Genomic DNA, 21,678 nt, shown 5'->3' with positions numbered 1-21,678 from the left:
AGTATTCGCTCATGGACATCCGCGTCTCTGGTCACCAGGTTGAAACTGGCGAGGCCCTGCAGATCCACACCAGCGAACGACTGACGACGATCATCGACAAGTACTTCAGCCGCGCGCTGTCGTCGCATGTCACATTCGGTCGTGCGCCCGCCGGGGCTTTCCGCTGCGATATCATCATGCACGTGATGCAGAATCTCGTGCTGAAGGGCACTGGCCTTGCCCAGGACGCCCATGTCGCGCTCGACCAGGCATCGGAGAAGATCGACAAGCAGCTGCGCCGCTACAAGCGCCGCATCAAGGACCGGCACGAGCAGACCGCCTTTGCCGTGGCCGCCGAGGAAGCCGCCTACACGATCTTTGAAGACACGCTTGTCGAAGACGATCACGAGGCCGAGGTCGAGGACGCCCCCGTCGTCATTGCCGAGACCCGCGTGGACGTTCCCGAGGCCACGGTTTCGGACGCGGTGATGATGCTGGACCTGCGTAATACTACGGCATTGCTGTTCAAAAACGCTGGCACTGGCCGTCATAATATGGTTTACCGCCGCGGCGACGGTTCGATTGGCTGGGTCGAGCCGCACTGACGCGACCACAGCGTCTCCCGGCGCCTGCACTTCTGATCGGAGGAGAGGAAGCAGCCCCCGGTACCCCCGGGGGTTGTGGACGTTTAACCATTAGCAACCGATCTTGAATCAGAATCAGAACCGAAAATGAGCAGTCTTTTCACTCTGTTGCCCGATGCCGTGACCACGGCCAGCGCAGACACCAAGGCGTCCATCCTGGGCCGCCTTGCCGACGTATTCCACACCGTCTACGGGCTCGACCGCGAGATGGTGCTGACCCGCATTCTCGAACGCGAGGCGCTCGGCAGCACCGGATTCGGTCGTCGAATTGCCATTCCCCACGCCCGCATGAGCGGCATCACCCGTCCCGTCGCGGTGTTTATCCGGCTCGATTCGCCCGTGGAATTCGAAGCGGCCGACGGCATGCCGATCGACATCGTGTTCGGCCTGCTCTCGCCCGAAGCGGCGGGCGCTGCCCATCTCCATGCCCTGGCCGCGATCTCGCGCATGATGCGCGATGAACGCATGCACGAGGCACTGATCGATGCGCCCGGCACCGAGGCGATCTACAGCCTCATCAGCAATGTCATCGACCGCGATGCCGCCTGAGGACTCTGAGGTCGGTTCCACAGTGTCTGGGATCGACCCCGAAGTCAGCGGAGCCGACGCCAGCGGTGCGGCCCTGCACTGGCGGGCGCTCGAAGGCCTTTATGCCTCGGCACCGATCAACGCGCTGTTCACCTCGCGGCTGGAGGTTCCCGGTGAGGGGCTGGCGCGGATCCGGTTCGATGTCGATCCTGCGTGCTTCCACGCGGCGGGCGCCGCGCATGGCACGATCTATTTCAAGATGCTCGACGATGCCGCCTTCTATGCGGCCAATACGTTGGTCACGGACCGTTTCCTGCTGACCACCTCGTTCAACCTCTTGCTGAGCAAGCCCATCAAGGGCGGTTCGATCGTCGCCGAAGGGCGCTGGGTCAGTGGCCGCCGCCGCGTGCTGGTCGCCGAATCCCGGCTGATCGATGAATCCGGGGACGAAGTGGGGCGCGGGACCGGCACGTTCATGCGTTCGCGCATCGCGCTTTCGGGCCTGCGCGGCTACGCCGGGGTCGCCTGACCCATGGATGCCCGCCTGCCCGCGCACCTCGAGGTCGGTGCCCTGATCCGTGCCGCTGAAAGTGCCGGCGGGTTTGGCATGGTTATGCAAAAGGGTGAACGCGACGCCGGGACGATCATGCTCGTGCTGCTCGAAAACGGTCGCGATGCAAGGGCTTACGAACGCATGCCGCAGCACGACGGCAGCCGGGCCTGGACCTGTTCGAAACGGCAGGAAACGCCCGATTCGCGGGACTTTTCGAACTATGTCGAGAAGCGCGGGGCGCAGGACCCGGACCTCTGGATCGTCGAACTGGACGTCGCAAGGCCCGAACGACTCATCGGCATCGGCGGCTAATTCAGGTTGACTTGCACGGCTCGCAAGTTAAGTGGCCCTTCACACGCGAATGCGGCTTGGGCAACAATTCGGTCCGCCTGGCTAGCACGCAGACGGGGAATCGTCGGCAGGATTTGCGAACGATAACGCTCTAAAGAGCCTTTCGTTCCCGCCTGCGTCGGACTGGTTCACCGCCTTTGAACAAGAATAAATGCGAAGCAAAGTGCAGTGGGCAAGCGTGGTCGCGCTTGCTGCAACGGTTATGACCGCCCTCTTCAGCGCACAGGGTTCGGGCGCTGCCGCAAACCAGCCGGTTCTGGTTGCAGCTAAATCGGAAACCCAGACGGCATTCGTTTCGACGCCGGTCGTCCAGTCCCTCCCCACCGACGGGGCAGCCGTGACGGACAGCCAGGCCGAAGATGCCACCCAAAGCGATCCGCAGGACGCCGATTCCCTTGCCGAACTGGTTGCCATGCAGCCCAGCGGCGGTTCGGTCGATCGCCAGACGCGCTGCCTTGCCGGCGCCATCTATTTCGAAGCACGCGGCGAAACGCTGGAAGGCCAGCTTGCCGTGGGCCGCGTGGTCATCAACCGCGCCGAATCCGGTCGTTTCCCCGCCAGCTACTGCGGCGTGGTCTATCAGCCGGGCCAGTTCTCGTTCGTGCAGGGCAAGCACATGCCCAGCATCCGCGAGTCGTCGGCCGACTGGCGCGAAGCCCTGGCCATCGCCCGTATCGCAGTGGAAGAAAGCTGGAAGAGCGAGGCGGACGACGCCCTGTTCTTCCACGCCAAGCGCGTCTCGCCCAAGTGGCGCCTGACCAAGATCGCCCAGGTCGACGATCACATCTTCTATCGCTGAGACAGCGGATCGCGGGCTTATCCCCGCCTCCAGAAGAGAACGGGCCCGGAAGCACATTGCTTCCGGGCCCGTTCTCGTTTGCGTGTTTGAAAAATGCCCGTGCGGGTATTTGGGGAGAGGGCCGGTGCCGCAAATCCGCCCACGGCGGATTCACAAACAACCCCTCTCCCTCGGGATCAGTCGCGGAGCTGCACCCAGACCGGGGTATGGTCGCTGGCCTTCTCGCGGCCGCGATAGGCCTTGTCGATGCCGCAGGCGTGCAGCCGGTCGGCCAGTTCGGGCGAGAGCAGCGCATGGTCGATGCGGAAGCCGTGGTCGCGCTGCCAGGCGCCCGCCTGGTAATCCCAGAAGGTCCACATGCCGCCGCGCGGGTTGTGCGTGGCCACGGCGTCGGTCCAGCCGTCACCGAGCAGGCGGAAATAGGCATCACGCGATTCCGGCTGCATCAGCGCGTCGGCGGCCATCGCAGACGGCGACCAGATGTCCTGATCGGTCGGGATCACGTTGTAGTCGCCGGTGATGATCGCGGGCACTTCCTCGGCCCGGATCGCGGCCATGCGGCGGCGCAGGCGCTCCATCCAGCGCAGCTTGTAGTCGAACTTGGGGCCGGGCACCGGGTTGCCGTTGGGCAGGTAGATACACACTACCCGCAGGCCGAACACGTCCGCCTCGAGATAGCGCGAATGGTCGTCTTCGGGTTCGCCCTCCAGCCCGCGCTGGATCTCGACCGGCTTTTCGCCGTCGGCGAGGATGGCGACGCCGTTGAAGCCCTTCTGGCCGTGCCAGATGCCGTGATAGCCGATCTTCTCGAACTCGGCGATCGGGAAGCCCTCGTCCTGGCTCTTGATCTCCTGCAGGCAGGCGACGGAGGGGCGGGTTTCCTCCAGCCATTCGAGCAGGCGGGGCAGGCGGGCCTTGACCCCGTTGATGTTGAACGTGGCGATCTTTTTCATACGGAGAAGCTGGACCCGCACCCGCAGCCGGCGGCGGCCTGGGGATTCTCGACCCGGAACGCGGCGCCGCCAAGCGATTCCACGTAATCGACCACGCAGCCACTGACGAGGTCGAGGCTGACGGAATCGACAACGAGGCGCACGCCATCGGTCTCGGCCACCGCATCGTCGGCTTCGGGCGCTTCGGCGAGGCCGAACTTGTACTGGAAGCCCGAGCAGCCGCCGCCTTCCACCGAGAGGCGAAGGATCGCGGGCTTGCCCTGCTTTTCGGCGATCGCGGCGACGCGCGCCGCTGCCGAGTGGCTGAGTGTTACGGTCTGGTCCATGGCCGCGATGTAAGCCTCGCGGCGCGTTCCGACAAGGTTTAGAGGCGGCACCGGCCCCTCCCCCACGACTACCCCCACGACCACTTGCGCGTGTATCCTGAGGCCGGCCGGTGCCGCAAAATTCGCCGAAGGCGGATTTTTGAACCGACTCAGGCCATCTGGATATAGTCGCGCATCGCGGCGGCTTCGGATTCCACCTTGTCGATGCGGTATTTCACCAGATCACCGATCGAGACGAAGCCGACCATGCGCCCGTCCTGGACCACCGGCAGGTGGCGGATGCGGCGCCGGGTCATCAGCGCCAGCGCGCTCAGCACCGGGGTGGCAGGTTCGACCGTCACCGGCGGCGAGGTCATCACTTCGGCAACGGGCTTTTGCAGCATGTCCGGGCCGCTGTCATGCAGGCGGTAGAGCACGTCGCGTTCGGAAAAGATGCCGACGAGCGTGTCGCCGTCCATGATCGGCAGGGCACCGATGCGTCGCTGCGCCAGAATCCCGGCGGCCTCGCTGACGACGGTATCGATCTGGCAGGTCTGGACGGGCCCCCGGCCCTCGATAATGCGCGCAATCGTCATTGTTCGCGTCTCTCCTCTCGCCCCCGTTGTACGGTTCGCGGACTCGAGATTATCACAGCCGCAGGGGCGCCGCCACTTCGTCCGTTTGCCTAGGCGGCGTGGAAAAATTCGAGCGGTCGTTTACGCCCCTTTTCGGAAATCATAGAACTGTGCTTCATTCGCTGGATGCAGATGAAAATTTTCGAGGCAGGTACGTTAATCGGAAATGCCAAAGTTGTGGCGCTCGACCCGCCAATGGGGGTGGTGAATGCTAAATTTGAGCCAACGCCTGCTTACTGTATCAGTCGCCATGCAAACATTGTGGACGGAGAATACATTACCGATCACGGGGTTGGGCTTCGGATAGAATTGCAGAATGCCATTGGTCTTGAGTGCATCGCAATCTGCATCCATGATTGTCCAATTCTTGGTGAGATCGAGGTGGATATTATTGGTATCCCTTATCCAGAATTCTCACAGATTTTTGGAGAGCATGAACATTATCTGGCCTACTGGGGATCTGAAAAATCGAATTAGCCCTTAAGGTAGAAGTCCGCTTCCCACCCTAAGCAGACCTCTCCACCCGCTCAGCCTGAGCCTGTCGAAGGCCCGCGAGGCAGGGCACCACGTCTCCCATGCTTCGACAAGCTCAGCATGAGCGGGGTGGTTGGGGAAGCGTCCGCCAGCCACCCAACTCGGTCGCTCCGCTCCCCGCTGAATGTTTCCACGCCGCCTGGGCCCGCATCCGGATTGCCTGCGGGATTCGCTTGCTCGCGGCCTCGGGAAGCGCCACATGGGCCGGATGTTCCCGCGTTCGCCTCTCGAGGATCCCGAAAAGGCCGCCCATGCCTGGGCGCGCTATCGCCGGATCATGGCCTACATGATGATCGTCACCGTGGGGCTGGTGCTGGCCTCGGTGATCCTGCTTTACCGTTCGAACGGAACGGTTTCGGTCCACTTCTACATCGCCACCGCCGTCGGCGTGGGCTTCTCGATGCTGCTGGCCTCGGCGCTGATGGGGCTGGCCTTCCTGTCGAGCGGGACCGGGCACGACGAATCGATCGTCGACCCTTTCGAGGACGAGCCACAGGAGAAGTAACGCGGGGGGCAGGCGTCAGGCCGGACCGCTGCGGAGACGGAATTCCTCGACCGGTTCGCCACCGATCAGGTGCTGCTGGATGATCCGTTCCAGCACGTCTTCGGTGCAGGAGTGATACCAGACGCCGTCGGGCCAGACGACCGCCACCGGCCCTGCAAAGCAGATGCGCAGGCAGTCCGCCTTGCTGCGGGCGATTCCCCCGTTACCGTCGAGGCCAAGCTGCTTGAGCCGTTTCTTGAGGTATTTCCAGGCCGCTGCGCCCTTTTCCGGCGAGCAGCATTCGCCTTTCTGCGGTTCGGCGCAAAGGAAGATGTGGCGCTGGATCTGGTCGCCGCCGGCCTTGGCGAGGGCATCCTGCGCCTTGGCGATCTCGTGCTGCGAGGCCGTCACGGGCGCAGCGACCACTCGGCGGCGCGGGCGCGATAGGCCTCGGGCAGCGGCGCCGGGCCTTGCGGGCCGACCATGACGATCACCGTGCGGGCAAAGACCACCGGCTTGCCGCCCTGGGTGACGATCTGGACGACCTGCTGGCTGCTTTGCCCCAGCTTCTCGATGGCGCCGTGGATGGTCAGCGTTTCCGGGTAGTGGGTTTCGCCGAGGTATTCGATGGCGATGCTGGCGACCATCGTCGCCAGTCCCGCGAAGTCTTCCTGGCCGCTGGCGGCGCGGTAGAAGCGCACGCGCCCGTCCTCGAGCATGCCCGCCATGGCCACGTTGTTGATGTGGTGATTGAGGTCGAGATCGCTGAAGCGCGGCTCAATCGCGCACGAAAACGGGTAACGCGCGGTGTCGAGCAGCGCTGGATCGGGTCTTGCCATGGGACCGAGTTAGGAAGCCGGGGCGTCCAGGTCCAGCCCCCCCGGTTTCAGCGGTCAGCCCCGGATCCGGTATATCAGAGCTTCTTGCCGACGATGCGGGCGATTTCGGCGGCGACGAGGCGCTCCACCATCGGCGGCAGGTTCTTGTCGAGCCATTCGGCCAGCGCCGGGCGCAGCAGTTCGCGGGTCAGCCCTTCGAGCGAGGTTTCGCCCGAGCGGACGATCTGCGGCGGCACCCCGGGCTCCGACAGCATGGCGAGGGCTGCCAGCGATTCGCGCATCGACACGCGGGCATCGTCGTCGAGCAGCGCCGGTTCCTCGGCGGCCATGTCGTCGGCGTCATCGGCCGGATCGAGTTCGGCGGCCTCGGGCAGTTCGAAGACATCGTCCTCGTAGAGGGCGGCATGCGTGTGCGGGCGCGCGGGTTCGCCGGCGCGGCGCTGGCGTTCGCTGCGGGCCATCGCCCGGTTGTCGCGCGCGATCACCTGCTTGATCGACTGGAGGATCTCCTCGACCGAGGGTTCACCATTCTGCCGCATTGCCCAGGCCCCACCTTGCGCCCCGTTTCGCGCCGCCGGGACCATCCCTGCGGCGCGCACCCCATGCTTGTCCGCGAATCACGGTTAAGAGAGAGTTACTCCCCGCGAATTTCGCCGTCCTGCACCGGCGTGTCAACGGTGCGGGTGGACTTGGCCACCGGCGCCGGGTCGCTCTGCCAGTCGAGGAACTTGCCCTTCACGCGGTCGTAATTGACCGCCGGGTCGTAGAGCGTGCCGCCGTCGAGGTTGAGGTCGCGGGCCTCGGCCCGGCCCATCGCGGCGAGCAGGCTGAACCCGGCGACATAGGCGTTGCGCTGGGCGGTGACGAGCTGGACCTGCGCATCGAGCAGTTCCTGCTCGGCGTTGAGAATGTCGAGGATCGTGCGGTTGCCCACCGAGTTCTCCGCGCGCACGCCCTCGAGGCTGAGCGCGGCGGCGTCGACCGCGGTCTGGGTCGAGACGATCAGGTCCTTCGAGGCGATCCAGGCGGTATAGGCGGAGCGAACCTGCGCGATCACGTCGCGCTCGGTGGCGATTTCCTGTTCCAGCGTGGCCGAGGCGGTGGCCTGGGCCTGGCGGCGCTGGGCGGCGGGAAGGCCGCCCTGGAAGATCGGGATCGAGATCCGCGCGCCGGCGGTGGCCGAACGGTCGGTCTGCGGGGTCGCGGCATGGTTGATGCCGCCCAGCGTGCCGAGATAGTTGTTGTAGGTGCCCGAGGTGTAGAGCGAGACGGTCGGCAGGCGGCCGGCACCGGCGACGTCGATGTCCTTTTCCGCCGCCTTGCTGCGCTCACGCGAGGCGAGGATGTCGGGATTGGCATCGAGCGCGCTCTGCACCGCCTCTTCGGCATTGGCCGGCAGGTTGGGCAGCGGCGGCGGGGTGTCGAGCGTCTCGGGCGCCTTGCCGATCAGGCGGATATAGGTCTCGCGCGCGGCGGCGAGGTTGGCCTCGGCGGTGCGCAAGTCGCTGCGCGCGGTCGCGAGGCGGGACTGCGACTGGGCGACGTCGGTGCGGGTCAGTTCGCCGATCTCGAAACGGTCGCTGGTGGCCTGCAGGTTGACCTGCAGCACGTTCACGTTCTTGCGGTTGAGGCCGACGATCGCCTCGGTGCGCATCACGTCCATGTAGGCGGCGACCACCGAGGAGAACAGCGCGCTCTCCGATCCTCTGAGGTCCGCCTGTCCGGCAGCGACGCGGATCTTGGCAGCCGCAACGCGGCTGCGCACGGCGCCGCCCGAATAGATCGGCACGCCGAGATCGGCCGCCCCGGTCACCACGCGGTCGGGCGCGGTGTAGGCGTTGCTGCTCTGCTGGACGAATTCGGTGTAAGTCCCGGTCGCGCTCAGCGAGGGACGGCCCGCGGCCTTGGCGATGGGAACGCCCTCATCGGTCGCACGCTGCTGGGCGCGGGCGGCCTCGAGAGTGGGGTTGGTCTGATAGGCCAGGACTAGCGCGTCGCGGAGGGTATCGGCCAGCGCCGGTGCGCTGGCCGTTGCCAGTATCAGACATCCCCCCGTGAGTAGCCCGGCACGCAGCGCGAACCGGGCCATGCTCAGAAGCTCCAGCGTTTGGGAGCGGCAAGCTCCGGCAAGACCGGAATCCCCATTTCGGCGAGCGGCAGCAGCGCGAGCGCGCCGCCGGTCTTGGTGCCGGTGGCAAGGCGGGCAACCTTGCGCACGACGAGGCCGGTGACCACGCGGCCCCCTTCGGCGAGCGAGGCGGTCAGCGCCTCGGGCAGTTCCTCGGCAGCGCCGTCGACCACCAGCAGGGTGTGGCCGGTGCTGGTCACGTCCTTGGCGCCGGCCGGTTCGACCACGTCGAGCGAGCCGACCAGCGGGCGCAGCAGCGCGGCGAGGTAGCCATCGGCTTCGCCCACCAGCAGGACCTTGTCGTCCCTGGTCGGGGCGGCTTCGGCCAGCAGGCGGCCGTAGAACAGCGGGGCAGCGAGCTGGCGGCCGTTCTCGAGCGCGATGGCGCGGTCGATATAGGCGGCATCGCGCATGCCGGCGGGGACGAAGTCCTCACGGGCAACGCCGGCCATGGCTTCGAGCACCCAGTGCTCGTTGACGCCGCTGGTGCGCAGCTGGCTGACGATCATGGCCTGGCGGGCAACCGCGCTGGCGGACCGATCCTCGGTCAAGGTCATTTGGGTCCCATTCCTCATGCTGTTGCGAGCAGGTCCGGGGCGATATGCGCCTCCAGCCCCCGCAAAGACGGACGTGATGGCGGCCTTACTAGGCCAAGCCGCGAATGAGGCCAAGCCATTTGCAAGTCCTTGGTCGATCTATCGCGACGTTTGGACGATGGCACAGGCACTTGCATAGGGCACTTGCGATTTTTGACGCGAAACGCGCCGAAAACGCGCTTCCTTGGCAGGCGAACGGGCCGTAAGCCTGTTCGAGCGGCACCGGCCCACGCCCCCACCCGACCTCCCCGAGTGTACCCTGAAGGGAGGTCGGGTGGGGGCGTAAGCCTGTGCCGCTCAAAATGCGCGCTTGCGCGTATTTTCAAAGAGGCTCAAGGAGCCCGCAAAATCACGTGAACCGACAGGAAACCGGGAGCGCCCTTCCATGGCCGAAATGGTGACGATCCGCGAAGACGACCTCATCGAGAGTGTTGCCGACGCCCTCCAGTACATCAGCTACTTCCACCCGATGGACTATATCCGCGCGCTGGGCGACGCCTACGAGGCGGAGCAAGGCCCCGCCGCCAAGGATGCCATCGCCCAGATCCTGACCAACAGCCGCATGTGCGCGGAAGGCCACCGGCCGATCTGCCAGGACACCGGCATCGTCAACGTCTTCATCGAATGGGGCCAGAACTGCCGCCTCGAATCCGAGAAGTCGCTGCAGGAAGTGGTCGATGAAGGCGTCCGCCGCGCCTACAACAACGCCGAGAACAAGCTGCGCGCCTCGGTGCTGGCAGACCCCGCCTTCACCCGCCGCAACACCAAGGACAACACGCCTTCGGTGCTCTCGGTCAGCATGGTCCCGGGCTCCAAGGTCTCGGTGGACGTCGCCGCCAAGGGCGGCGGCTCGGAGAACAAGTCGAAGTTCAAGATGATGAATCCCAGCGATTCCATCGTCGACTGGGTGATCGAGATGCTGCCGCAGATGGGTGCCGGCTGGTGCCCGCCGGGCATGCTGGGCATCGGCATCGGCGGCACCGCCGAGCACTGCGTCAAGCTTGCCAAGCAGAGCCTGATGGAGCCGATCGACATGGCACAGCTCAAGGCACGCGGGCCCCAGAACGACATCGAGGCGCTGCGCATCGAGATCTTCGACAAGGTCAACGCGCTGGGCATCGGCGCGCAGGGCCTGGGCGGTCTTGCCACCATCCTCGACGTCAAGATCATGGACTGGCCGTGCCACGCCGCGGGCAAGCCGGTCGCCATGATCCCGAACTGCGCCGCCACCCGCCACGCGCACTTCACGCTCGACGGTTCGGGCCCGAGCTTCCTCGAGGCGCCGAACCTCGACGACTGGCCGAAGGTGGAATGGGCCCCCGACGCCGGCGCCAAGCGCGTCGACCTCGACACCCTCACCCCCGAGATCGTCCAGAGCTGGAAGCAGGGCGACCGCCTGCTGCTGAACGGCAAGATGCTCACCGGCCGCGACGCCGCGCACAAGCGCATCTCCGACATGCTCGCCAAGGGCGAGGAACTGCCGGTCGAGTTCAAGGGCCGGGTGATCTACTACGTCGGCCCGGTCGATCCGGTGCGCGAGGAAGTCGTCGGCCCGGCCGGTCCGACCACCGCGACGCGCATGGACAAGTTCATGGACATGATGCTGGGCCAGGGCCTGCTCGCCAGCATCGGCAAGTCGGAACGCGGCCCCGCTGCCACCGAGTCCATTGCCCAGCACAAGTCGGCCTACCTGATGGCCGTCGGCGGCGCCGCCTACCTCGTCGCCCGCGCGATCAAGGAAGCCAAGGTCGTCGGCTTTGCCGACCTCGGCATGGAGGCGATCTACGAATTCACCGTCAAGGACATGCCGGTGACCGTGGCGGTCGATTCCGAAGGCAAGAACGTCCACCAGCTCGCCCCGCTGGTGTGGAAGGACAAGATCGCCAAGGAGCACCTGCTGCCGGCGTGATCCTTTCGCGGGATGTGAAATGACGAAGGGGCCGATCCCAAGGCGGGATCGGCCCCTTTGTTGTGTGCGGGGGCAGAAATACCTCCCCCCCTGGGGGGACTTCGGGATTAAACCGTGAAGCTCTCGCCGCAGCCGCACGAACCCTTGGCGTTGGGATTGGCGAACACGAAGCCGGCGGTGAAGTCGTCCTCCACCCAGTCCATGGTGCTGCCGATCAGGTAGAGCACCGAGGCGCCGTCGATGTAGAACAGGCCGCCGGGCGTCTCGATCTTCTCGTCGAAGGCCTTTTCCTCGGCAACGTAGTCCACCGAATAGGCGAGACCGGAGCAGCCCCGGCGCGGGGTGGAGAGGCGCACGCCGATGGTGCCTTCGGGCGCTTCGCCCATCAGCTTGGCGATCCGCGCTTCGGCATTGGGCGTGAGGATCACGGCAGCCGGGCGCTGGCGCGCAGGCTTGGCTTGGGTGGTGGTGGTCATAGCTTCTTTTCCCAGAACAGCGCGGTGCCCGCCTCAGGGTCCAGCGCATAGTCTCCGTAGCCGAGCGCGGCGTAGAGCCCCTTGGCCGTGTCATTGCCGCTCAGCACTTCGAGCGTGATCTTGCAGGCGCCGCGCGCACAGGCCTCGTCCTCGACCGCCAGCATCAGCGCTTTGCCCACGCCGCGCCCGCGTGCCTCGGGCAGCACGGCCATGTCGTGGATGTTGACCAGCGGACGCGCCGCGAAGGTCGAGAATCCGGTGATGCAGTTGGCCAGTCCGAGCGCCTCGTCACCGGCGAAGGCCAGCAGCGAGAAGGCGCCGGGGTGCGCGGCGAGGCCGGGGACCAGCCGCGCGCGCACGTCGTCGGACAGCGGCTTGCCCCCACCCATCGGATCGCGCGCATAGCTGTCGAGCAGCGCGACCATGCGCGCGGCATCGGCCGCGTCGGCATAGTCGGCCAGGCGCACAGCGATCTTGGCGGTGACGGCAGGGGCAAGCGTCGTCATCAGAGCATGCCCAGTTCGAGCTTGGCCTCGTCGGACATCTTGGCCATGTCCCATGGCGGATCCCAGACGAGATGGACCTCGGCATCGCGCACGCCGGGCACGGCAGACACGCGCATCTCGACTTCGCCGGGCATCGATTCGGCCACCGGGCAATGCGGCGTGGTCAGCGTCATCGTCACCGCCACCGAAGCCTCGGGCGAGACTTCGACGCCGTAGATCAGGCCGAGGTCGTAGATGTTCACCGGAATCTCGGGATCGAAGATTTCCTTCAGCGCGTCGATCACGCCGTCGTAGATCGATCCGCCCGGCTGGCCGGGGTCGATTCCCTGCGGCTTTTCGGCCAGGAATCCGTCCAGATAGTCGCGCTTGCGCTCGGCCGGGGGGACAGGCACGTCCTCGACCCGCGCGCGGGGCGCGGGGGCTACCGAATCGACTTCCTCGACGGTGAATGTGGGCTTCTCGTCACTCATCCAAAAATTCTCCGGGTGCGCTCGATACCCTTGATGAGCGCCTCGATGTCGCTGTCGTCGCTGTAGATGCCGAAGCTGGCGCGGGCCGTGGCGGGAACGCCCAGGTGGTCCATCAGCGGCTGTGCACAGTGGTGGCCGGCACGGATCGCAACGCCCTCTTCATCCAATATGGTGCCGAGGTCGTGCGGATGCACCCCGTCCATCGCGAAAGAGACGATGCCGACCGAATCGGCCGGGCCGAACAGGGTGATGTCGTTGCGCTTGCCCAGTTCGGCGCGCAGGCGCGCGGCGAGATCGCGCTCGTGGCGCTCGGCACGGTCGAGCCCTAGCGCGGTCAGCCAGTCGATGGCGGCGGCAAGGCCCAGCGCCTCGACGATCATCGGCGTGCCCGCCTCGAAGCGCTGCGGCGCCGGGGCATAAGTGGTCTTCTCGAAGGTGACGCGGTCGATCATCGAGCCGCCGCCCTGCCACGGCGGCATGGCATCGAGCAGCGCCTTCCTCGCCCAGAGCGCGCCGATCCCGGTGGGGCCGTAGAGCTTGTGCGCGGAGAAGACGTAGAAATCGCAGTGCATCGCCGCCACGTCGAGGGCGATGCGCGGTGCGGCCTGGCAGCCGTCGATCAGCAGCTTCGCGCCCACCGCATGGGCCAGCCTGGCCGCATGTTCCACGTGGAGCACGGAGCCGAGCACGTTGGAAACGTGCGCAAAGGCCACCAGCTTGTGCGCGGGGGTGAGGATGCGCTCGGCCGCTTCCAGGTCGATTTGACCGTCTTCGGTCAGCGGGCAGACGTCGATCTCGACGCCGGTACGCTCGCGCAGGAGCTGCCAGGGCACGATGTTGGAGTGATGCTCCAGCACCGAAAGCAGCACGCGGTCGCCCGCCTTGAGGTTCTGCACGCCCCAGGTCTGGGCGACGAGGTTGATCGCCTCGGTCGCGCCGCGGGTGAAGACCACCTCGTCCTCGTGGCCGCCGAGGAACGCGGCGACCTTGCGGCGCGCCGCCTCGAAGGCCAGCGTCATCTCGGCGGAGCGGGCATAGACGCCGCGATGCACGGTCGCATAGTCTCGGCCCAGCGCATCGACGGTGGCGTCGATCACCGCCTGCGGCTTCTGCGCGGTGGCGCCGGTGTCGAGGTAGTGCCAGTTGCCCGCAAGCCCGGGGAACTGGTCCTTCAGGACAAGCGTACCAGTGTTTGCAGAGTCCGGGCTCACAGGATCGCCTCCAGACGCGCGATCGCGGCCGCGTTCAGCGCGTCTTCGTCCGGCGCGCCGGTGAAGGCTTCGGCGACGAAGGCCTGCAGCATCAGGCGCTTGGCCTCGGGCGGGGTGAGGCCGCGGCTCATCAGGTAGAACAGGCCATTGGCATCGAGTTCACCCACCGCGCAGCCGTGTGCCGCCTTGACGTCATCGGCGTAGATTTCCAGCTCCGGCCGGGCATTGGCGGTCGCCGTGCGGTCGAGCAGCATGGCGCGGACCGACTGTTCGGCATCGGTGCCGTCCGCCCCGCGCTCGACGCCGATGCAGCCGAGGTAGGAGCCGACCGAGTGGCCCGCCAGCACCGTGCGCACGATCTGGCTGGAGGTGGCGTTGAGCCCGGCGTGGACCACCTTGGTGACCACTTCCAGCGTCTCGCTGCCGGTGGCGAGCTGCGCTGCGCCCAGCGTGAAGTCGGCGCCTTCGGCCAGCCGCACGTCCACCGCCACGCGGCCATAGACCGGCCCTGCGGCCAGCACGCGAAGGTCGAACTTCGCGCGCTCGCCCAGCGTGATCACCAGATGGCGGGCGACGGCGGCGGCGCCGTCCTCGACGATCTGCAGCGATTGCTCGGCATCGGCGGGTACCACGATCTCTTCGCGCACGATCGGCCAGAGGCCGGCCAGCGCGGTGAGGTCGGAATAGCGGAAGTCCTCGTCCTTGCGGGTGGGCAGCGTGAGGGCGTCAGTCATTGGCCGCGCTCCCGATCAGGGCGGCGACGCGGCCGCTCAGCACATGGGCGTCGATCGAGAAACCCTGCGGATGGCGGGCCGAACGGGCGATGGCCGAGGCGGCTTCCGCCTGCGAGCCATAGACCCCCACAAGTTCGCCCTCTTCGATCGCCGGATCGTTGTCGTGCCAGAGGAAGTAGACCATGGTCATGCGACGACGGCCTCGTAGCCCTCTTCCTCCAGCTGGAGCGCGAGTTCGGGGCCGCCCGACCTGACGATCCGGCCAGCGGCCAGAACGTGCACGAAGTCCGGCTTCACATAGTCCAGCAGGCGCTGGTAGTGGGTGATCAGCAGCACCGCCTTGTCGGGCGCGCGCATGATCGCGTTGATGCCCTCGCCGCAGATGCGCAGCGCGTCGATGTCGAGGCCGGAGTCGGTCTCGTCGAGGATCGCCAGCTTCGGGTCGAGGATGCCCATCTGCACCATCTCGGCGCGCTTCTTCTCGCCGCCGGAGAAGCCGACGTTCACCGGGCGCTTCAGCATGTCCATGTCCATGCGCAGCAGGCCCGCCTTTTCGCGCGCGAGCTTCAGGAATTCGCCGCCCGAAAGCGGTTCCTCGCCGCGGCCCTTGCGCTGGGCATTGGCCGCCTCGCGCAGGAACTGGACGAAGGAGACGCCGGGAATCTCGACCGGATACTGGAAGCCGAGGAACAGGCCGGCGGCGGCACGCTCATGCGGTTCCAGTTCGAGCAGGTCCTGGCCGTTGAAGTCCACCGAACCGCCGGTCACCTCATAGCCCGGACGGCCGCCCAGCGTGTAGCCCAGCGTCGACTTGCCCGCGCCGTTCGGCCCCATGATCGCGTGAATCTCGCCCGGATTGATCGTCAGCGAGAGACCCTTGAGAATCTGCTTGTCGGCAACATTGGCCTGAAGGTTATCGATCTTGAGCATGGTCATCCTTCGGCTCCCTCGTCGAAACGGGGGGCGGCAGTGGCACCGGCCTTGCGGCGCGCGGAGCGCTTGTCGAACGGCACGTTGAGTTCGGTGGTGATCTCGCGCACGACGCCCTCGATGCGCTCCAGCACTTCGTCCTCGGAGAAGCGCAGCACGCGGATGCCGACTTCGATGAGCTTGCGGTCCTGCAGCTCGTTGACGTCGGGGTTGGAGTCCTCGGCGCTGAGCTGCACGACGATCCAGCGCGAGGGGCAGGCGAAATCGACGATGGTCGAGCCGACCACCGACTGGCGGGTGAACTTCACGCCGCCCAGCTTCGAGCCCGAAAGCTCCGCCCAGAGCGCCTTCTGCGCCTCGCTGGGGTTGCGGCGCATTTCCTTGGCCCGCTCCTTCAGCGTTTCGAGGCGCGCGCCGGTGACGTTGAAGCTGGCCTTGGCGTCCGCCTTCGGCGCGGCGTCCTTGCTGATGCCGAGGGTTTTACGGGCGGCGGTCATGGATTGGTCCTTCGTGTCTTTTGTCTTTGTTCCCATGGGTGCGATCCAGCGGCCAACTGGCCTTGGCCGCCGCACTCACAGGGGAGAGGGGAGCGGGAATGGCGCAAGTCACCCCACGCTTCCTTCAAGGCTGATGCCCAGCAGCTTCTGCGCTTCGACGGCGAACTCCATCGGCAGCTGCTGCAGCACTTCCTTGGCGAAGCCGTTGACGATCAGCGCCACTGCCTGCTCGGTATCGAGCCCGCGCTGCTGCGCGTAGAACATCTGGTCGTCGCTGATCTTGCTGGTGGTCGCCTCGTGCTCGATCTGGGCGCTGGGGTTGCGCACCTCGATATAGGGCACGGTGTGGGCGCCGCAGTCCTTGCCCAGCAGCAGCGAATCGCACTGGGTGAAGTTGCGCACGCCCTCGGCATTCGCGGCCACGCGCACAAGGCCGCGATAAGTGTTGTTGCTCTTGCCGGCCGAGATGCCCTTGGAGATGATCGTCGAGCGGCTGCCCTTGCCGTTGTGGATCATCTTGGTGCCGGTATCGGCCTGCTGGTAATTGTTGGTGACCGCCACCGAGTAGAACTCGCCCACCGAATCCTCGCCGTTGAGGACGCAGCTGGGATACTTCCAGGTGATCGCCGAGCCGGTTTCCACCTGGGTCCACGAGATCTTCGAGCGGGCGCCCTGGCACAGGCCGCGCTTGGTCACGAAGTTGTAGATGCCGCCCTTGCCGTTCGCATCGCCGGGATACCAGTTCTGCACGGTCGAGTACTTGATCTCGGCATCGTCCAGCGCGACCAGTTCGACCACGGCGGCGTGAAGCTGGTTCTCATCGCGCATCGGCGCGGTGCAGCCTTCGAGATAGGAGACGTAGCTGCCCTTCTCGGCCACGATCAGGGTGCGTTCGAACTGGCCGGTATTCTCCGCGTTGATGCGGAAATAGGTGGAGAGCTCCATGGGGCAGCGCACGCCCTCGGGGATGTAGACGAAGGTGCCGTCCGAGAAGACCGCGCAGTTGAGCGCGGCGAAGTAGTTGTCCTGGACCGGCACGACCTTGCCGAGCCACTTCTTGACGAGTTCGGGGTATTCGCGGATCGCCTCGGAGATCGAGCGGAAGATCACGCCCGCCTGCTCCAGCTCCTTGCGGAAGGTGGTGGCGACCGAAACCGAATCGAACACGGCGTCCACTGCGATCTTGCGCGAACCCTCGACCCCGGCGAGCACTTTCTGCTCCTCCAGCGGAATGCCCAGCTTCTCGTAGACGCGCAGGATCTCGGGATCGACCTCGTCGAGGCTGTTCAGCGTCGGCTTCTTCTTGGGCGCGGCCCAATAGTAGGCATCCTGATAGTCGATCGGCGGGACATTGAGCTTGGCCCAGTCGGGCATCGGCATGTCCAGCCAGCGGCGATAGGCCTTGAGGCGCCATTCCAGCATCCACTCCGGCTCGTCCTTCTTGGCCGAGATGAAGCGGACAGTGTCTTCGGACAGGCCCTTGGGGCCATATTCCTGCTCGATGTCGGCGACCCAGCCGTGCTCGTACTCCGCCACGCGGGCCGCAGCCTCACGCGCGGCCTGGTCGCGCAGTTCGGGCGCGTCAGTGCCTAAGGCGGGAGCGGTTTCTTCGGTCATTCAAACTTCCTCGACGAGCTGGGTCAGGGCCACTTGCGCCAGAGCGCCGCGCAGCGCCGCATTCACTTGCGGCCAATGCGGGCGCACATGGCAGCCACCCTCGATCTGGCAATCTGGCTGGTCGGCGGAATTCCCGCCGGACTTGCCCTTTTCGAGACAGGCCGTCAGCGCGATGGGCCCTTCGACTGCCTCGACGATATCCGCAACCGAAATCGACTCGGGCGAGCGGGCCAGCTTGAGGCCGCCGCCCACCCCGCGCGACGAGATCAGCAGGCCTGCTGCGGTCAGCTTGCTCACCAGCTTCTGCACCGTGGGTGCGGGAAGCCGGGTTTCCTCGGCCAGTTGCGCGGCCGAGACTCGCCCATGCTTCGAATCGCCCGCCACGAGCGGACACCCGCCGCAATGCCGGGCGGCAGCAGACATGATGACGACGGCATAATCCGCCATGCTCGATAAACGCATCGATTCGGAGCTTTCGGGACCCGCGGGCAAAGTGGATCGATTTCTTCCGATTTGCACCTAGTGCAGGAACCCCGGGCTTTCAATGCCCATTCGCGCGCACCTTGTTGCGAAAATGCCACGGTGCTTGCCTAAGTCGCTCGTGCAAGGGCGAAAAAAAGGCGGTTCCCGGCAAGCCGGAAACCGCCCTTAGGTAATAAAGAACTCGTGCGCATCCCGCTACGAGCCCTTCGGGTCGCATCTCCCCTGTATGCAAGGGCACCGCCGATTTATTGTATAATTGCGACACGGCGTGGCTCGAATCCCACCGCGATGGCGGAATTTCGCCGTTCCCGGCACGCGGTGACGGCGCGCAAGAAGGGTTTGAGCCGGACGGCGGTCCGGTTTATGCGCGCGGTCGTGCTGTATTCCCTGATCCGCCCCGCTCTGTTCCGACTCGATGCCGAGTCTGCCCATGGTCTTGCCCTTGCCGGGCTCAAGCTGGCCGGCCCGGGCCGCGCCCCTGCCTGTCCGGCTTCGCTGGCCAGCGAAGTGGCGGGAATCGCCTTCCCCAATCCGGTCGGCATGGCCGCCGGCTTCGACAAGGACGGCGAAGTGCCCGATGCCCTGCTGGCGCTCGGATTCGGGTTTGCCGAAGTCGGTTCGATCACCCCGCTGCCCCAGGCCGGCAATCCCAAGCCGCGCCTGTTCCGGCTGGTCGAGGACCGCGCGGTGATCAACCGCATGGGCTTCAACAACAAGGGCGGCGAGGCGGCGCTGGCGCGTCTTGCGGCCCGGCGCGACCGGCCGGGCGTGGTCGGCATCAATATCGGCGCCAACAAGGATTCGCACGACCGTGTCGCCGATTATGCGACGATGGCGCGGATGATGGCGCCGCATGCCACCTACCTTGCGGTCAACATCTCCAGCCCCAACACCCCGGGCCTGCGGGCGTTGCAGGACGAATCGGCGCTGACCGGCCTGCTCGACGCGGTGATCGCCGCGCGCGACGAGGCCTGCGGTTCGTCCCGCCGTCCGCCGGTGTTCCTGAAAGTCGCGCCCGATCTCGAAGCGGCCGACATCGACGCGATCGCCCGCATCGCCATCGACCGCAAGCTCGGCGCGCTGATCGTCTCCAACACCACGATCTCGCGCCCGGCCCTCGCCTCGCCTCATGCGGGCGAGACCGGCGGGCTTTCCGGCGCGCCGCTGCGCGACCTGGCGCTGCAGCGCCTGCGCGATTTCCGCAAGGCGACCGGCGGGGCGATTCCGCTCGTCGGTGTCGGCGGCATCGCCACGGCCGAAGACGCCTGGGCCCGCATCCGTGCCGGTGCCAGCCTCGTGCAGGTCTACAGCGCCATGGTCTACGAGGGCCCGAACATCGCCCGCAGGATCTGCAAGGGTCTGACATCGCTCATGAAGCGTGATGGATTCGGCTCCATCGCCGACGCCGTGGGCCGCGAATAGCCTTCGTCTTCCTCACCTGACGTTTCCGTGCACGGTACGGGCTGCGCTTGTCGCAACCTGTGCCCGCGCCTAAACGTTGCCCTAACGTCGTCATGCGGACGGCCCTTCGGCATTCACGCAAGTGCCGCCATTTTACGAGAGGATACCGGTCAACATGGACCTTGTTGACTTCGACAGCAGCCCCAACGTCGTCTCGCTGTTCCTGAAGCGCGCGGATGCCCTCGGCGAAACTGCGATGCTGTGGTCCAAGCAGGGCGGCGCCTGGCAGCCGATCACCTGGGCCGAAGTCGCGCGGCGGGTCTGCCTGATGGCGGCCGGGCTGCGGCGCATGGGCCTGCGCGCGGGCGACCGGGTGCTGATCGTCTCGGAAAACCGGCCGGAGTGGTGCATCGCCGATCTCGCGATCATGGCGGCGGGCTGCGTGACGGTGCCGACCTACACCACCAACACCACCCGCGATCACATCCACATCCTCGAGAACTCGGGCGCAAGCGCCGCGATCGTGTCCTCGGCCAAGCTCGGCAAGGCGCTGCTGCCGGCCATCGTCCAGACCGACCTGTGCCGCCACGTGATCGGCATGGAGAAGCTGCCCGCGCTGCAGGGCGGCACGTTCGAGACGCATGACTGGGACGGCTTCTTCACCGGCGATCCGGTGGCCGCGCGCGCCGAAGTCGAGGCGCAGCTGGTCGGCGTGGGCCGCGAGGACCTGGCCTGCATCATCTACACCAGCGGCACCGGCGGCGCCCCGCGCGGGGTGCGCCAGCACCACGGCATGCTGCTGACCAATGTCGCGGGCGCGGCGCAGATCGTCATGGAGGACTTCGGGCTGGACCGCAGCGAGACCTTCCTCTCGTTCCTGCCGCTCAGCCATGCCTACGAGCATACCGGCGGCCAGTTCCTGCCGATCGGCGTCGGCGGGCAGATCTACTATGCCGAAGGGCTCGACAAGCTGGCCTCGAACATCGAGGAAGTGCGCCCGACGATCATGGTCGTGGTGCCCCGCCTGTTCGAAGTGCTGCGCACGCGCATCATGAAGCAGATCGAGAAGCAGGGCGCGGTTGCCGCCAAGCTGATGGAACTGGCGATGGGCCTCGGCGACCGGCGCCAGCAGGGCCGCTGGCGCTTCGGCGACAAGGCGATGAACCTGGTGCTCGAACACACCCTGCGCCCCAAGGTCCGCGCCAGGTTCGGCGGCCGGATCAAGGCGCTGGTCTCGGGCGGGGCGCCGCTCAATCCCGAGATCGGGGTGTTCTTCGATTCGATGGGGCTGACCCTGCTGCAAGGCTACGGCCAGACCGAGGCCGGCCCTATCATCAGCTGCAACCGGCCCTCCGCCGGCATCGACCATGCCACCGTCGGTCCGCCGCTGCGCGGGGTCGACCTCAGGATCGCCGAGGACGGCGAGATCCTGGTGCGCGGCGAACTGGTCATGCAGGGCTACTGGCAGAACGATGCGGCGACCCGGGCGGTGCTGGTCGATTCGGGCGAAGGTGCCTGGCTGCACACCGGCGACATCGGCCATGTCGACGAACGCGGGCGGATCAGGATCACCGACCGCAAGAAGGACATGATCGTCAACGACAAGGGCGACAACGTCTCGCCCCAGAAGATCGAATCGATGCTCACCCTTCAGCCGGAAATCGCGCAGGCCATGGTCCATGGCGACCGGCGGCCCTATGTGGTCGGGCTGGTCGTGCCCGATGCCGACTGGGCGCTCGAATGGGCCAAGGCCAACGACGAGAAGTTCGACTTCAGGGCGCTGCAGAACCTGCCCGCCTTCCGCACCGCGATCCGCGCGGCGGTCGACCGGGTGAACACCGACCTCTCGGTGATCGAGAAGGTGCGCCAGTACACGTTCGCCGACGAGCCGTTCTCGATCGAGAACGAGGAAATGACCCCCAGCCTCAAGATCCGCCGCCACAAGCTGAAGGAGCGGTATGGCGAGCGGCTGGATGCGCTCTATCGCAGCTGAGCGGGGCATTCTTGTCGCGGCACCGGCCCTCTCCCCCACCCGGCCACCCATCAGGATACACTCGTGGGTGGCCGGGTGGGGGAGAGGGCCGGTGCCGCAAAAATCCGGCCACGCCGGATTTTC

28 protein-coding genes are annotated in these 21,678 nt (G+C 66.2%); 10 read left to right on the top strand and 18 right to left on the bottom strand.

What is annotated here, in order from left to right; genetic code table 11:
* Nucleotides 1-11: 11 nt before the first annotated feature.
* The 5 genes from hpf to OKA11_RS07715 all read left to right on the top strand — a co-directional run bounded on the left by hpf (nucleotide 12) and on the right by OKA11_RS07715 (nucleotide 2,854).
* On the top strand, nucleotides 12-584 hold the full coding sequence (hpf, locus tag OKA11_RS07735) for a ribosome hibernation-promoting factor, HPF/YfiA family (protein ID WP_142636581.1): 573 nt from the start codon (nucleotides 12-14) through the stop codon (nucleotides 582-584).
* 126 nt (nucleotides 585-710) lie between these two features.
* Entirely contained in the window at nucleotides 711-1,172 is a 462-nt protein-coding gene (locus OKA11_RS07730; RefSeq protein ID WP_267219633.1) for a PTS sugar transporter subunit IIA, read from the top strand.
* Nucleotides 1,162-1,680 carry a PaaI family thioesterase gene (locus OKA11_RS07725; protein ID WP_379489316.1) on the top strand — a complete coding sequence of 173 codons (519 nt, stop codon included), beginning with the start codon at nucleotides 1,162-1,164 and terminating at the stop codon, nucleotides 1,678-1,680. Before OKA11_RS07730 ends, OKA11_RS07725 begins: the two co-directional genes overlap by 11 nt.
* Before the next feature lie 3 nt (nucleotides 1,681-1,683).
* Nucleotides 1,684-2,016: a DUF1491 family protein gene (locus tag OKA11_RS07720; RefSeq protein ID WP_267219631.1), complete on the top strand. Its 333-nt coding sequence runs from the start codon at nucleotides 1,684-1,686 to the stop codon at nucleotides 2,014-2,016.
* Nucleotides 2,017-2,206: 190 nt separating this feature from the next.
* A complete protein-coding gene (locus tag OKA11_RS07715; protein ID WP_267219630.1) occupies nucleotides 2,207-2,854 on the top strand; it encodes a cell wall hydrolase in 648 nt (215 codons plus the stop codon).
* Between the two features lie 176 nt (nucleotides 2,855-3,030).
* On the opposite strand, the gene xth is transcribed toward OKA11_RS07715, so the two are convergent.
* From xth to OKA11_RS07700, 3 genes are all read right to left on the bottom strand, one after another.
* Nucleotides 3,031-3,807 (bottom strand): exodeoxyribonuclease III, encoded by a 777-nt coding sequence (gene xth, locus OKA11_RS07710; protein ID WP_267219629.1) that lies wholly within the window; start codon nucleotides 3,805-3,807, stop codon nucleotides 3,031-3,033.
* Nucleotides 3,804-4,133, bottom strand: a complete 330-nt coding sequence (gene erpA, locus OKA11_RS07705) for an iron-sulfur cluster insertion protein ErpA (protein WP_267219732.1) — start codon at nucleotides 4,131-4,133, stop codon at nucleotides 3,804-3,806. The genes xth and erpA overlap by 4 nt, the downstream gene beginning before the upstream one ends.
* Nucleotides 4,134-4,282: 149 nt before the next feature.
* Entirely contained in the window at nucleotides 4,283-4,708 is a 426-nt protein-coding gene (locus tag OKA11_RS07700) for a CBS domain-containing protein (RefSeq protein WP_267219628.1), read from the bottom strand.
* Between the two features lie 171 nt (nucleotides 4,709-4,879).
* Between OKA11_RS07700 and OKA11_RS07695 the strand changes: the two genes are divergently transcribed.
* Together OKA11_RS07695 and OKA11_RS07690 are read left to right on the top strand one after the other, a co-directional pair.
* A complete protein-coding gene (locus OKA11_RS07695; RefSeq protein ID WP_267219627.1) occupies nucleotides 4,880-5,224 on the top strand; it encodes a hypothetical protein in 345 nt (114 codons plus the stop codon).
* A gap of 265 nt (nucleotides 5,225-5,489) precedes the next feature.
* Nucleotides 5,490-5,786: a hypothetical protein gene (locus tag OKA11_RS07690; RefSeq protein ID WP_267219731.1), complete on the top strand. Its 297-nt coding sequence runs from the start codon at nucleotides 5,490-5,492 to the stop codon at nucleotides 5,784-5,786.
* 15 nt (nucleotides 5,787-5,801) lie between these two features.
* Here the strand turns inward: OKA11_RS07690 and OKA11_RS07685 are convergent, their stop codons facing one another.
* The 5 genes from OKA11_RS07685 to OKA11_RS07665 all read right to left on the bottom strand — a co-directional run bounded on the left by OKA11_RS07685 (nucleotide 5,802) and on the right by OKA11_RS07665 (nucleotide 9,289).
* Entirely contained in the window at nucleotides 5,802-6,191 is a 390-nt protein-coding gene (locus OKA11_RS07685; RefSeq protein ID WP_379489309.1) for a (2Fe-2S) ferredoxin domain-containing protein, read from the bottom strand.
* Entirely contained in the window at nucleotides 6,173-6,604 is a 432-nt protein-coding gene (locus OKA11_RS07680) for an acyl-CoA thioesterase (protein WP_267219626.1), read from the bottom strand. The genes OKA11_RS07685 and OKA11_RS07680 overlap by 19 nt, the downstream gene beginning before the upstream one ends.
* A 74-nt stretch (nucleotides 6,605-6,678) precedes the next feature.
* On the bottom strand, nucleotides 6,679-7,143 hold the full coding sequence (locus OKA11_RS07675) for a DUF2497 domain-containing protein (protein WP_267219625.1): 465 nt from the start codon (nucleotides 7,141-7,143) through the stop codon (nucleotides 6,679-6,681).
* Nucleotides 7,144-7,238: 95 nt separating this feature from the next.
* On the bottom strand, nucleotides 7,239-8,693 hold the full coding sequence (locus OKA11_RS07670) for a TolC family outer membrane protein (RefSeq protein ID WP_267219624.1): 1,455 nt from the start codon (nucleotides 8,691-8,693) through the stop codon (nucleotides 7,239-7,241).
* Nucleotides 8,694-8,695: 2 nt separating this feature from the next.
* Nucleotides 8,696-9,289: a protein-L-isoaspartate O-methyltransferase family protein gene (locus OKA11_RS07665; RefSeq protein ID WP_267219623.1), complete on the bottom strand. Its 594-nt coding sequence runs from the start codon at nucleotides 9,287-9,289 to the stop codon at nucleotides 8,696-8,698.
* Nucleotides 9,290-9,713: 424 nt separating this feature from the next.
* Between OKA11_RS07665 and OKA11_RS07660 the strand changes: the two genes are divergently transcribed.
* Complete coding sequence (locus tag OKA11_RS07660) at nucleotides 9,714-11,237, top strand: fumarate hydratase (RefSeq protein WP_267219621.1); 1,524 nt, start codon at nucleotides 9,714-9,716, stop codon at nucleotides 11,235-11,237.
* Between the two features lie 107 nt (nucleotides 11,238-11,344).
* On the opposite strand, the gene OKA11_RS07655 is transcribed toward OKA11_RS07660, so the two are convergent.
* The 10 genes from OKA11_RS07655 to OKA11_RS07610 form a co-directional block, all read right to left on the bottom strand.
* Nucleotides 11,345-11,713, bottom strand: coding sequence for a HesB/IscA family protein (locus tag OKA11_RS07655; RefSeq protein WP_267219620.1), 369 nt, complete (start codon nucleotides 11,711-11,713; stop codon nucleotides 11,345-11,347).
* Entirely contained in the window at nucleotides 11,710-12,219 is a 510-nt protein-coding gene (locus OKA11_RS07650; protein WP_267219619.1) for a GNAT family N-acetyltransferase, read from the bottom strand. Before OKA11_RS07650 ends, OKA11_RS07655 begins: the two co-directional genes overlap by 4 nt.
* Nucleotides 12,219-12,689 (bottom strand): SUF system Fe-S cluster assembly protein, encoded by a 471-nt coding sequence (locus OKA11_RS07645; protein WP_142636553.1) that lies wholly within the window; start codon nucleotides 12,687-12,689, stop codon nucleotides 12,219-12,221. The genes OKA11_RS07650 and OKA11_RS07645 overlap by 1 nt, the downstream gene beginning before the upstream one ends.
* Nucleotides 12,686-13,864 (bottom strand): aminotransferase class V-fold PLP-dependent enzyme, encoded by a 1,179-nt coding sequence (locus OKA11_RS07640; RefSeq protein WP_267219729.1) that lies wholly within the window; start codon nucleotides 13,862-13,864, stop codon nucleotides 12,686-12,688. Before OKA11_RS07640 ends, OKA11_RS07645 begins: the two co-directional genes overlap by 4 nt.
* Nucleotides 13,865-13,896: 32 nt before the next feature.
* Nucleotides 13,897-14,634 carry a SufD family Fe-S cluster assembly protein gene (locus OKA11_RS07635; RefSeq protein ID WP_267219617.1) on the bottom strand — a complete coding sequence of 246 codons (738 nt, stop codon included), beginning with the start codon at nucleotides 14,632-14,634 and terminating at the stop codon, nucleotides 13,897-13,899.
* Entirely contained in the window at nucleotides 14,627-14,824 is a 198-nt protein-coding gene (locus tag OKA11_RS07630) for a hypothetical protein (protein WP_267219616.1), read from the bottom strand. Before OKA11_RS07630 ends, OKA11_RS07635 begins: the two co-directional genes overlap by 8 nt.
* Complete coding sequence (gene sufC, locus OKA11_RS07625) at nucleotides 14,821-15,564, bottom strand: Fe-S cluster assembly ATPase SufC (protein WP_267219728.1); 744 nt, start codon at nucleotides 15,562-15,564, stop codon at nucleotides 14,821-14,823. The genes OKA11_RS07630 and sufC overlap by 4 nt, the downstream gene beginning before the upstream one ends.
* A gap of 2 nt (nucleotides 15,565-15,566) precedes the next feature.
* On the bottom strand, nucleotides 15,567-16,061 hold the full coding sequence (locus OKA11_RS07620) for an endonuclease domain-containing protein (protein ID WP_267219615.1): 495 nt from the start codon (nucleotides 16,059-16,061) through the stop codon (nucleotides 15,567-15,569).
* 108 nt (nucleotides 16,062-16,169) lie between these two features.
* Nucleotides 16,170-17,678 (bottom strand): Fe-S cluster assembly protein SufB, encoded by a 1,509-nt coding sequence (gene sufB / locus OKA11_RS07615; protein ID WP_267219614.1) that lies wholly within the window; start codon nucleotides 17,676-17,678, stop codon nucleotides 16,170-16,172.
* Entirely contained in the window at nucleotides 17,679-18,140 is a 462-nt protein-coding gene (locus OKA11_RS07610) for an RrF2 family transcriptional regulator (protein ID WP_267219613.1), read from the bottom strand. It abuts the gene before it with no gap.
* Between the two features lie 384 nt (nucleotides 18,141-18,524).
* Here OKA11_RS07610 and OKA11_RS07605 point away from each other — a divergent pair, with 384 nt between their 5' ends.
* Nucleotides 18,525-19,583 carry a quinone-dependent dihydroorotate dehydrogenase gene (locus tag OKA11_RS07605; RefSeq protein ID WP_267219612.1) on the top strand — a complete coding sequence of 353 codons (1,059 nt, stop codon included), beginning with the start codon at nucleotides 18,525-18,527 and terminating at the stop codon, nucleotides 19,581-19,583.
* A gap of 154 nt (nucleotides 19,584-19,737) precedes the next feature.
* A complete protein-coding gene (locus tag OKA11_RS07600; protein WP_267219611.1) occupies nucleotides 19,738-21,555 on the top strand; it encodes an AMP-dependent synthetase/ligase in 1,818 nt (605 codons plus the stop codon).
* The last annotated feature ends 123 nt before the right edge of the window (nucleotides 21,556-21,678 follow it).

The organism is Novosphingobium clariflavum, from assembly GCF_026420865.1.
GTDB classification, from domain to species: domain Bacteria; phylum Pseudomonadota; class Alphaproteobacteria; order Sphingomonadales; family Sphingomonadaceae; genus Novosphingobium; species Novosphingobium clariflavum.
Note: the sequence above shows the minus strand (reverse complement) of the source record. Positions and strands in the feature narration are given on the sequence as shown.

Excerpts from the sequence above, each read along its gene's own strand:
- hpf (WP_142636581.1), top strand. The coding sequence starts at position 12 with ATGGACATCCGCGTCTCTGGTCACCAGGTTGAAACTGGCGAGGCCCTG.
- OKA11_RS07730 (WP_267219633.1), top strand. The coding sequence starts at position 711 with ATGAGCAGTCTTTTCACTCTGTTGCCCGATGCCGTGACCACGGCCAGC.
- OKA11_RS07725 (WP_379489316.1), top strand. The coding sequence starts at position 1,162 with ATGCCGCCTGAGGACTCTGAGGTCGGTTCCACAGTGTCTGGGATCGAC.
- OKA11_RS07720 (WP_267219631.1), top strand. The coding sequence starts at position 1,684 with ATGGATGCCCGCCTGCCCGCGCACCTCGAGGTCGGTGCCCTGATCCGT.
- OKA11_RS07715 (WP_267219630.1), top strand. The coding sequence starts at position 2,207 with ATGCGAAGCAAAGTGCAGTGGGCAAGCGTGGTCGCGCTTGCTGCAACG.
- xth (WP_267219629.1), bottom strand. The coding sequence starts at position 3,807 with ATGAAAAAGATCGCCACGTTCAACATCAACGGGGTCAAGGCCCGCCTG.
- erpA (WP_267219732.1), bottom strand. The coding sequence starts at position 4,133 with ATGGACCAGACCGTAACACTCAGCCACTCGGCAGCGGCGCGCGTCGCC.
- OKA11_RS07700 (WP_267219628.1), bottom strand. The coding sequence starts at position 4,708 with ATGACGATTGCGCGCATTATCGAGGGCCGGGGGCCCGTCCAGACCTGC.
- OKA11_RS07695 (WP_267219627.1), top strand. The coding sequence starts at position 4,880 with ATGAAAATTTTCGAGGCAGGTACGTTAATCGGAAATGCCAAAGTTGTG.
- OKA11_RS07690 (WP_267219731.1), top strand. The coding sequence starts at position 5,490 with ATGTTCCCGCGTTCGCCTCTCGAGGATCCCGAAAAGGCCGCCCATGCC.
- OKA11_RS07680 (WP_267219626.1), bottom strand. The coding sequence starts at position 6,604 with ATGGCAAGACCCGATCCAGCGCTGCTCGACACCGCGCGTTACCCGTTT.
- OKA11_RS07675 (WP_267219625.1), bottom strand. The coding sequence starts at position 7,143 with ATGCGGCAGAATGGTGAACCCTCGGTCGAGGAGATCCTCCAGTCGATC.
- OKA11_RS07670 (WP_267219624.1), bottom strand. The coding sequence starts at position 8,693 with ATGGCCCGGTTCGCGCTGCGTGCCGGGCTACTCACGGGGGGATGTCTG.
- OKA11_RS07665 (WP_267219623.1), bottom strand. The coding sequence starts at position 9,289 with ATGACCTTGACCGAGGATCGGTCCGCCAGCGCGGTTGCCCGCCAGGCC.
- OKA11_RS07660 (WP_267219621.1), top strand. The coding sequence starts at position 9,714 with ATGGCCGAAATGGTGACGATCCGCGAAGACGACCTCATCGAGAGTGTT.
- OKA11_RS07655 (WP_267219620.1), bottom strand. The coding sequence starts at position 11,713 with ATGACCACCACCACCCAAGCCAAGCCTGCGCGCCAGCGCCCGGCTGCC.
- OKA11_RS07650 (WP_267219619.1), bottom strand. The coding sequence starts at position 12,219 with ATGACGACGCTTGCCCCTGCCGTCACCGCCAAGATCGCTGTGCGCCTG.
- OKA11_RS07645 (WP_142636553.1), bottom strand. The coding sequence starts at position 12,689 with ATGAGTGACGAGAAGCCCACATTCACCGTCGAGGAAGTCGATTCGGTA.
- OKA11_RS07635 (WP_267219617.1), bottom strand. The coding sequence starts at position 14,634 with ATGACTGACGCCCTCACGCTGCCCACCCGCAAGGACGAGGACTTCCGC.
- OKA11_RS07630 (WP_267219616.1), bottom strand. The coding sequence starts at position 14,824 with ATGACCATGGTCTACTTCCTCTGGCACGACAACGATCCGGCGATCGAA.
- sufC (WP_267219728.1), bottom strand. The coding sequence starts at position 15,564 with ATGCTCAAGATCGATAACCTTCAGGCCAATGTTGCCGACAAGCAGATT.
- OKA11_RS07620 (WP_267219615.1), bottom strand. The coding sequence starts at position 16,061 with ATGACCGCCGCCCGTAAAACCCTCGGCATCAGCAAGGACGCCGCGCCG.
- sufB (WP_267219614.1), bottom strand. The coding sequence starts at position 17,678 with ATGACCGAAGAAACCGCTCCCGCCTTAGGCACTGACGCGCCCGAACTG.
- OKA11_RS07610 (WP_267219613.1), bottom strand. The coding sequence starts at position 18,140 with ATGCGTTTATCGAGCATGGCGGATTATGCCGTCGTCATCATGTCTGCT.
- OKA11_RS07605 (WP_267219612.1), top strand. The coding sequence starts at position 18,525 with ATGCGCGCGGTCGTGCTGTATTCCCTGATCCGCCCCGCTCTGTTCCGA.
- OKA11_RS07600 (WP_267219611.1), top strand. The coding sequence starts at position 19,738 with ATGGACCTTGTTGACTTCGACAGCAGCCCCAACGTCGTCTCGCTGTTC.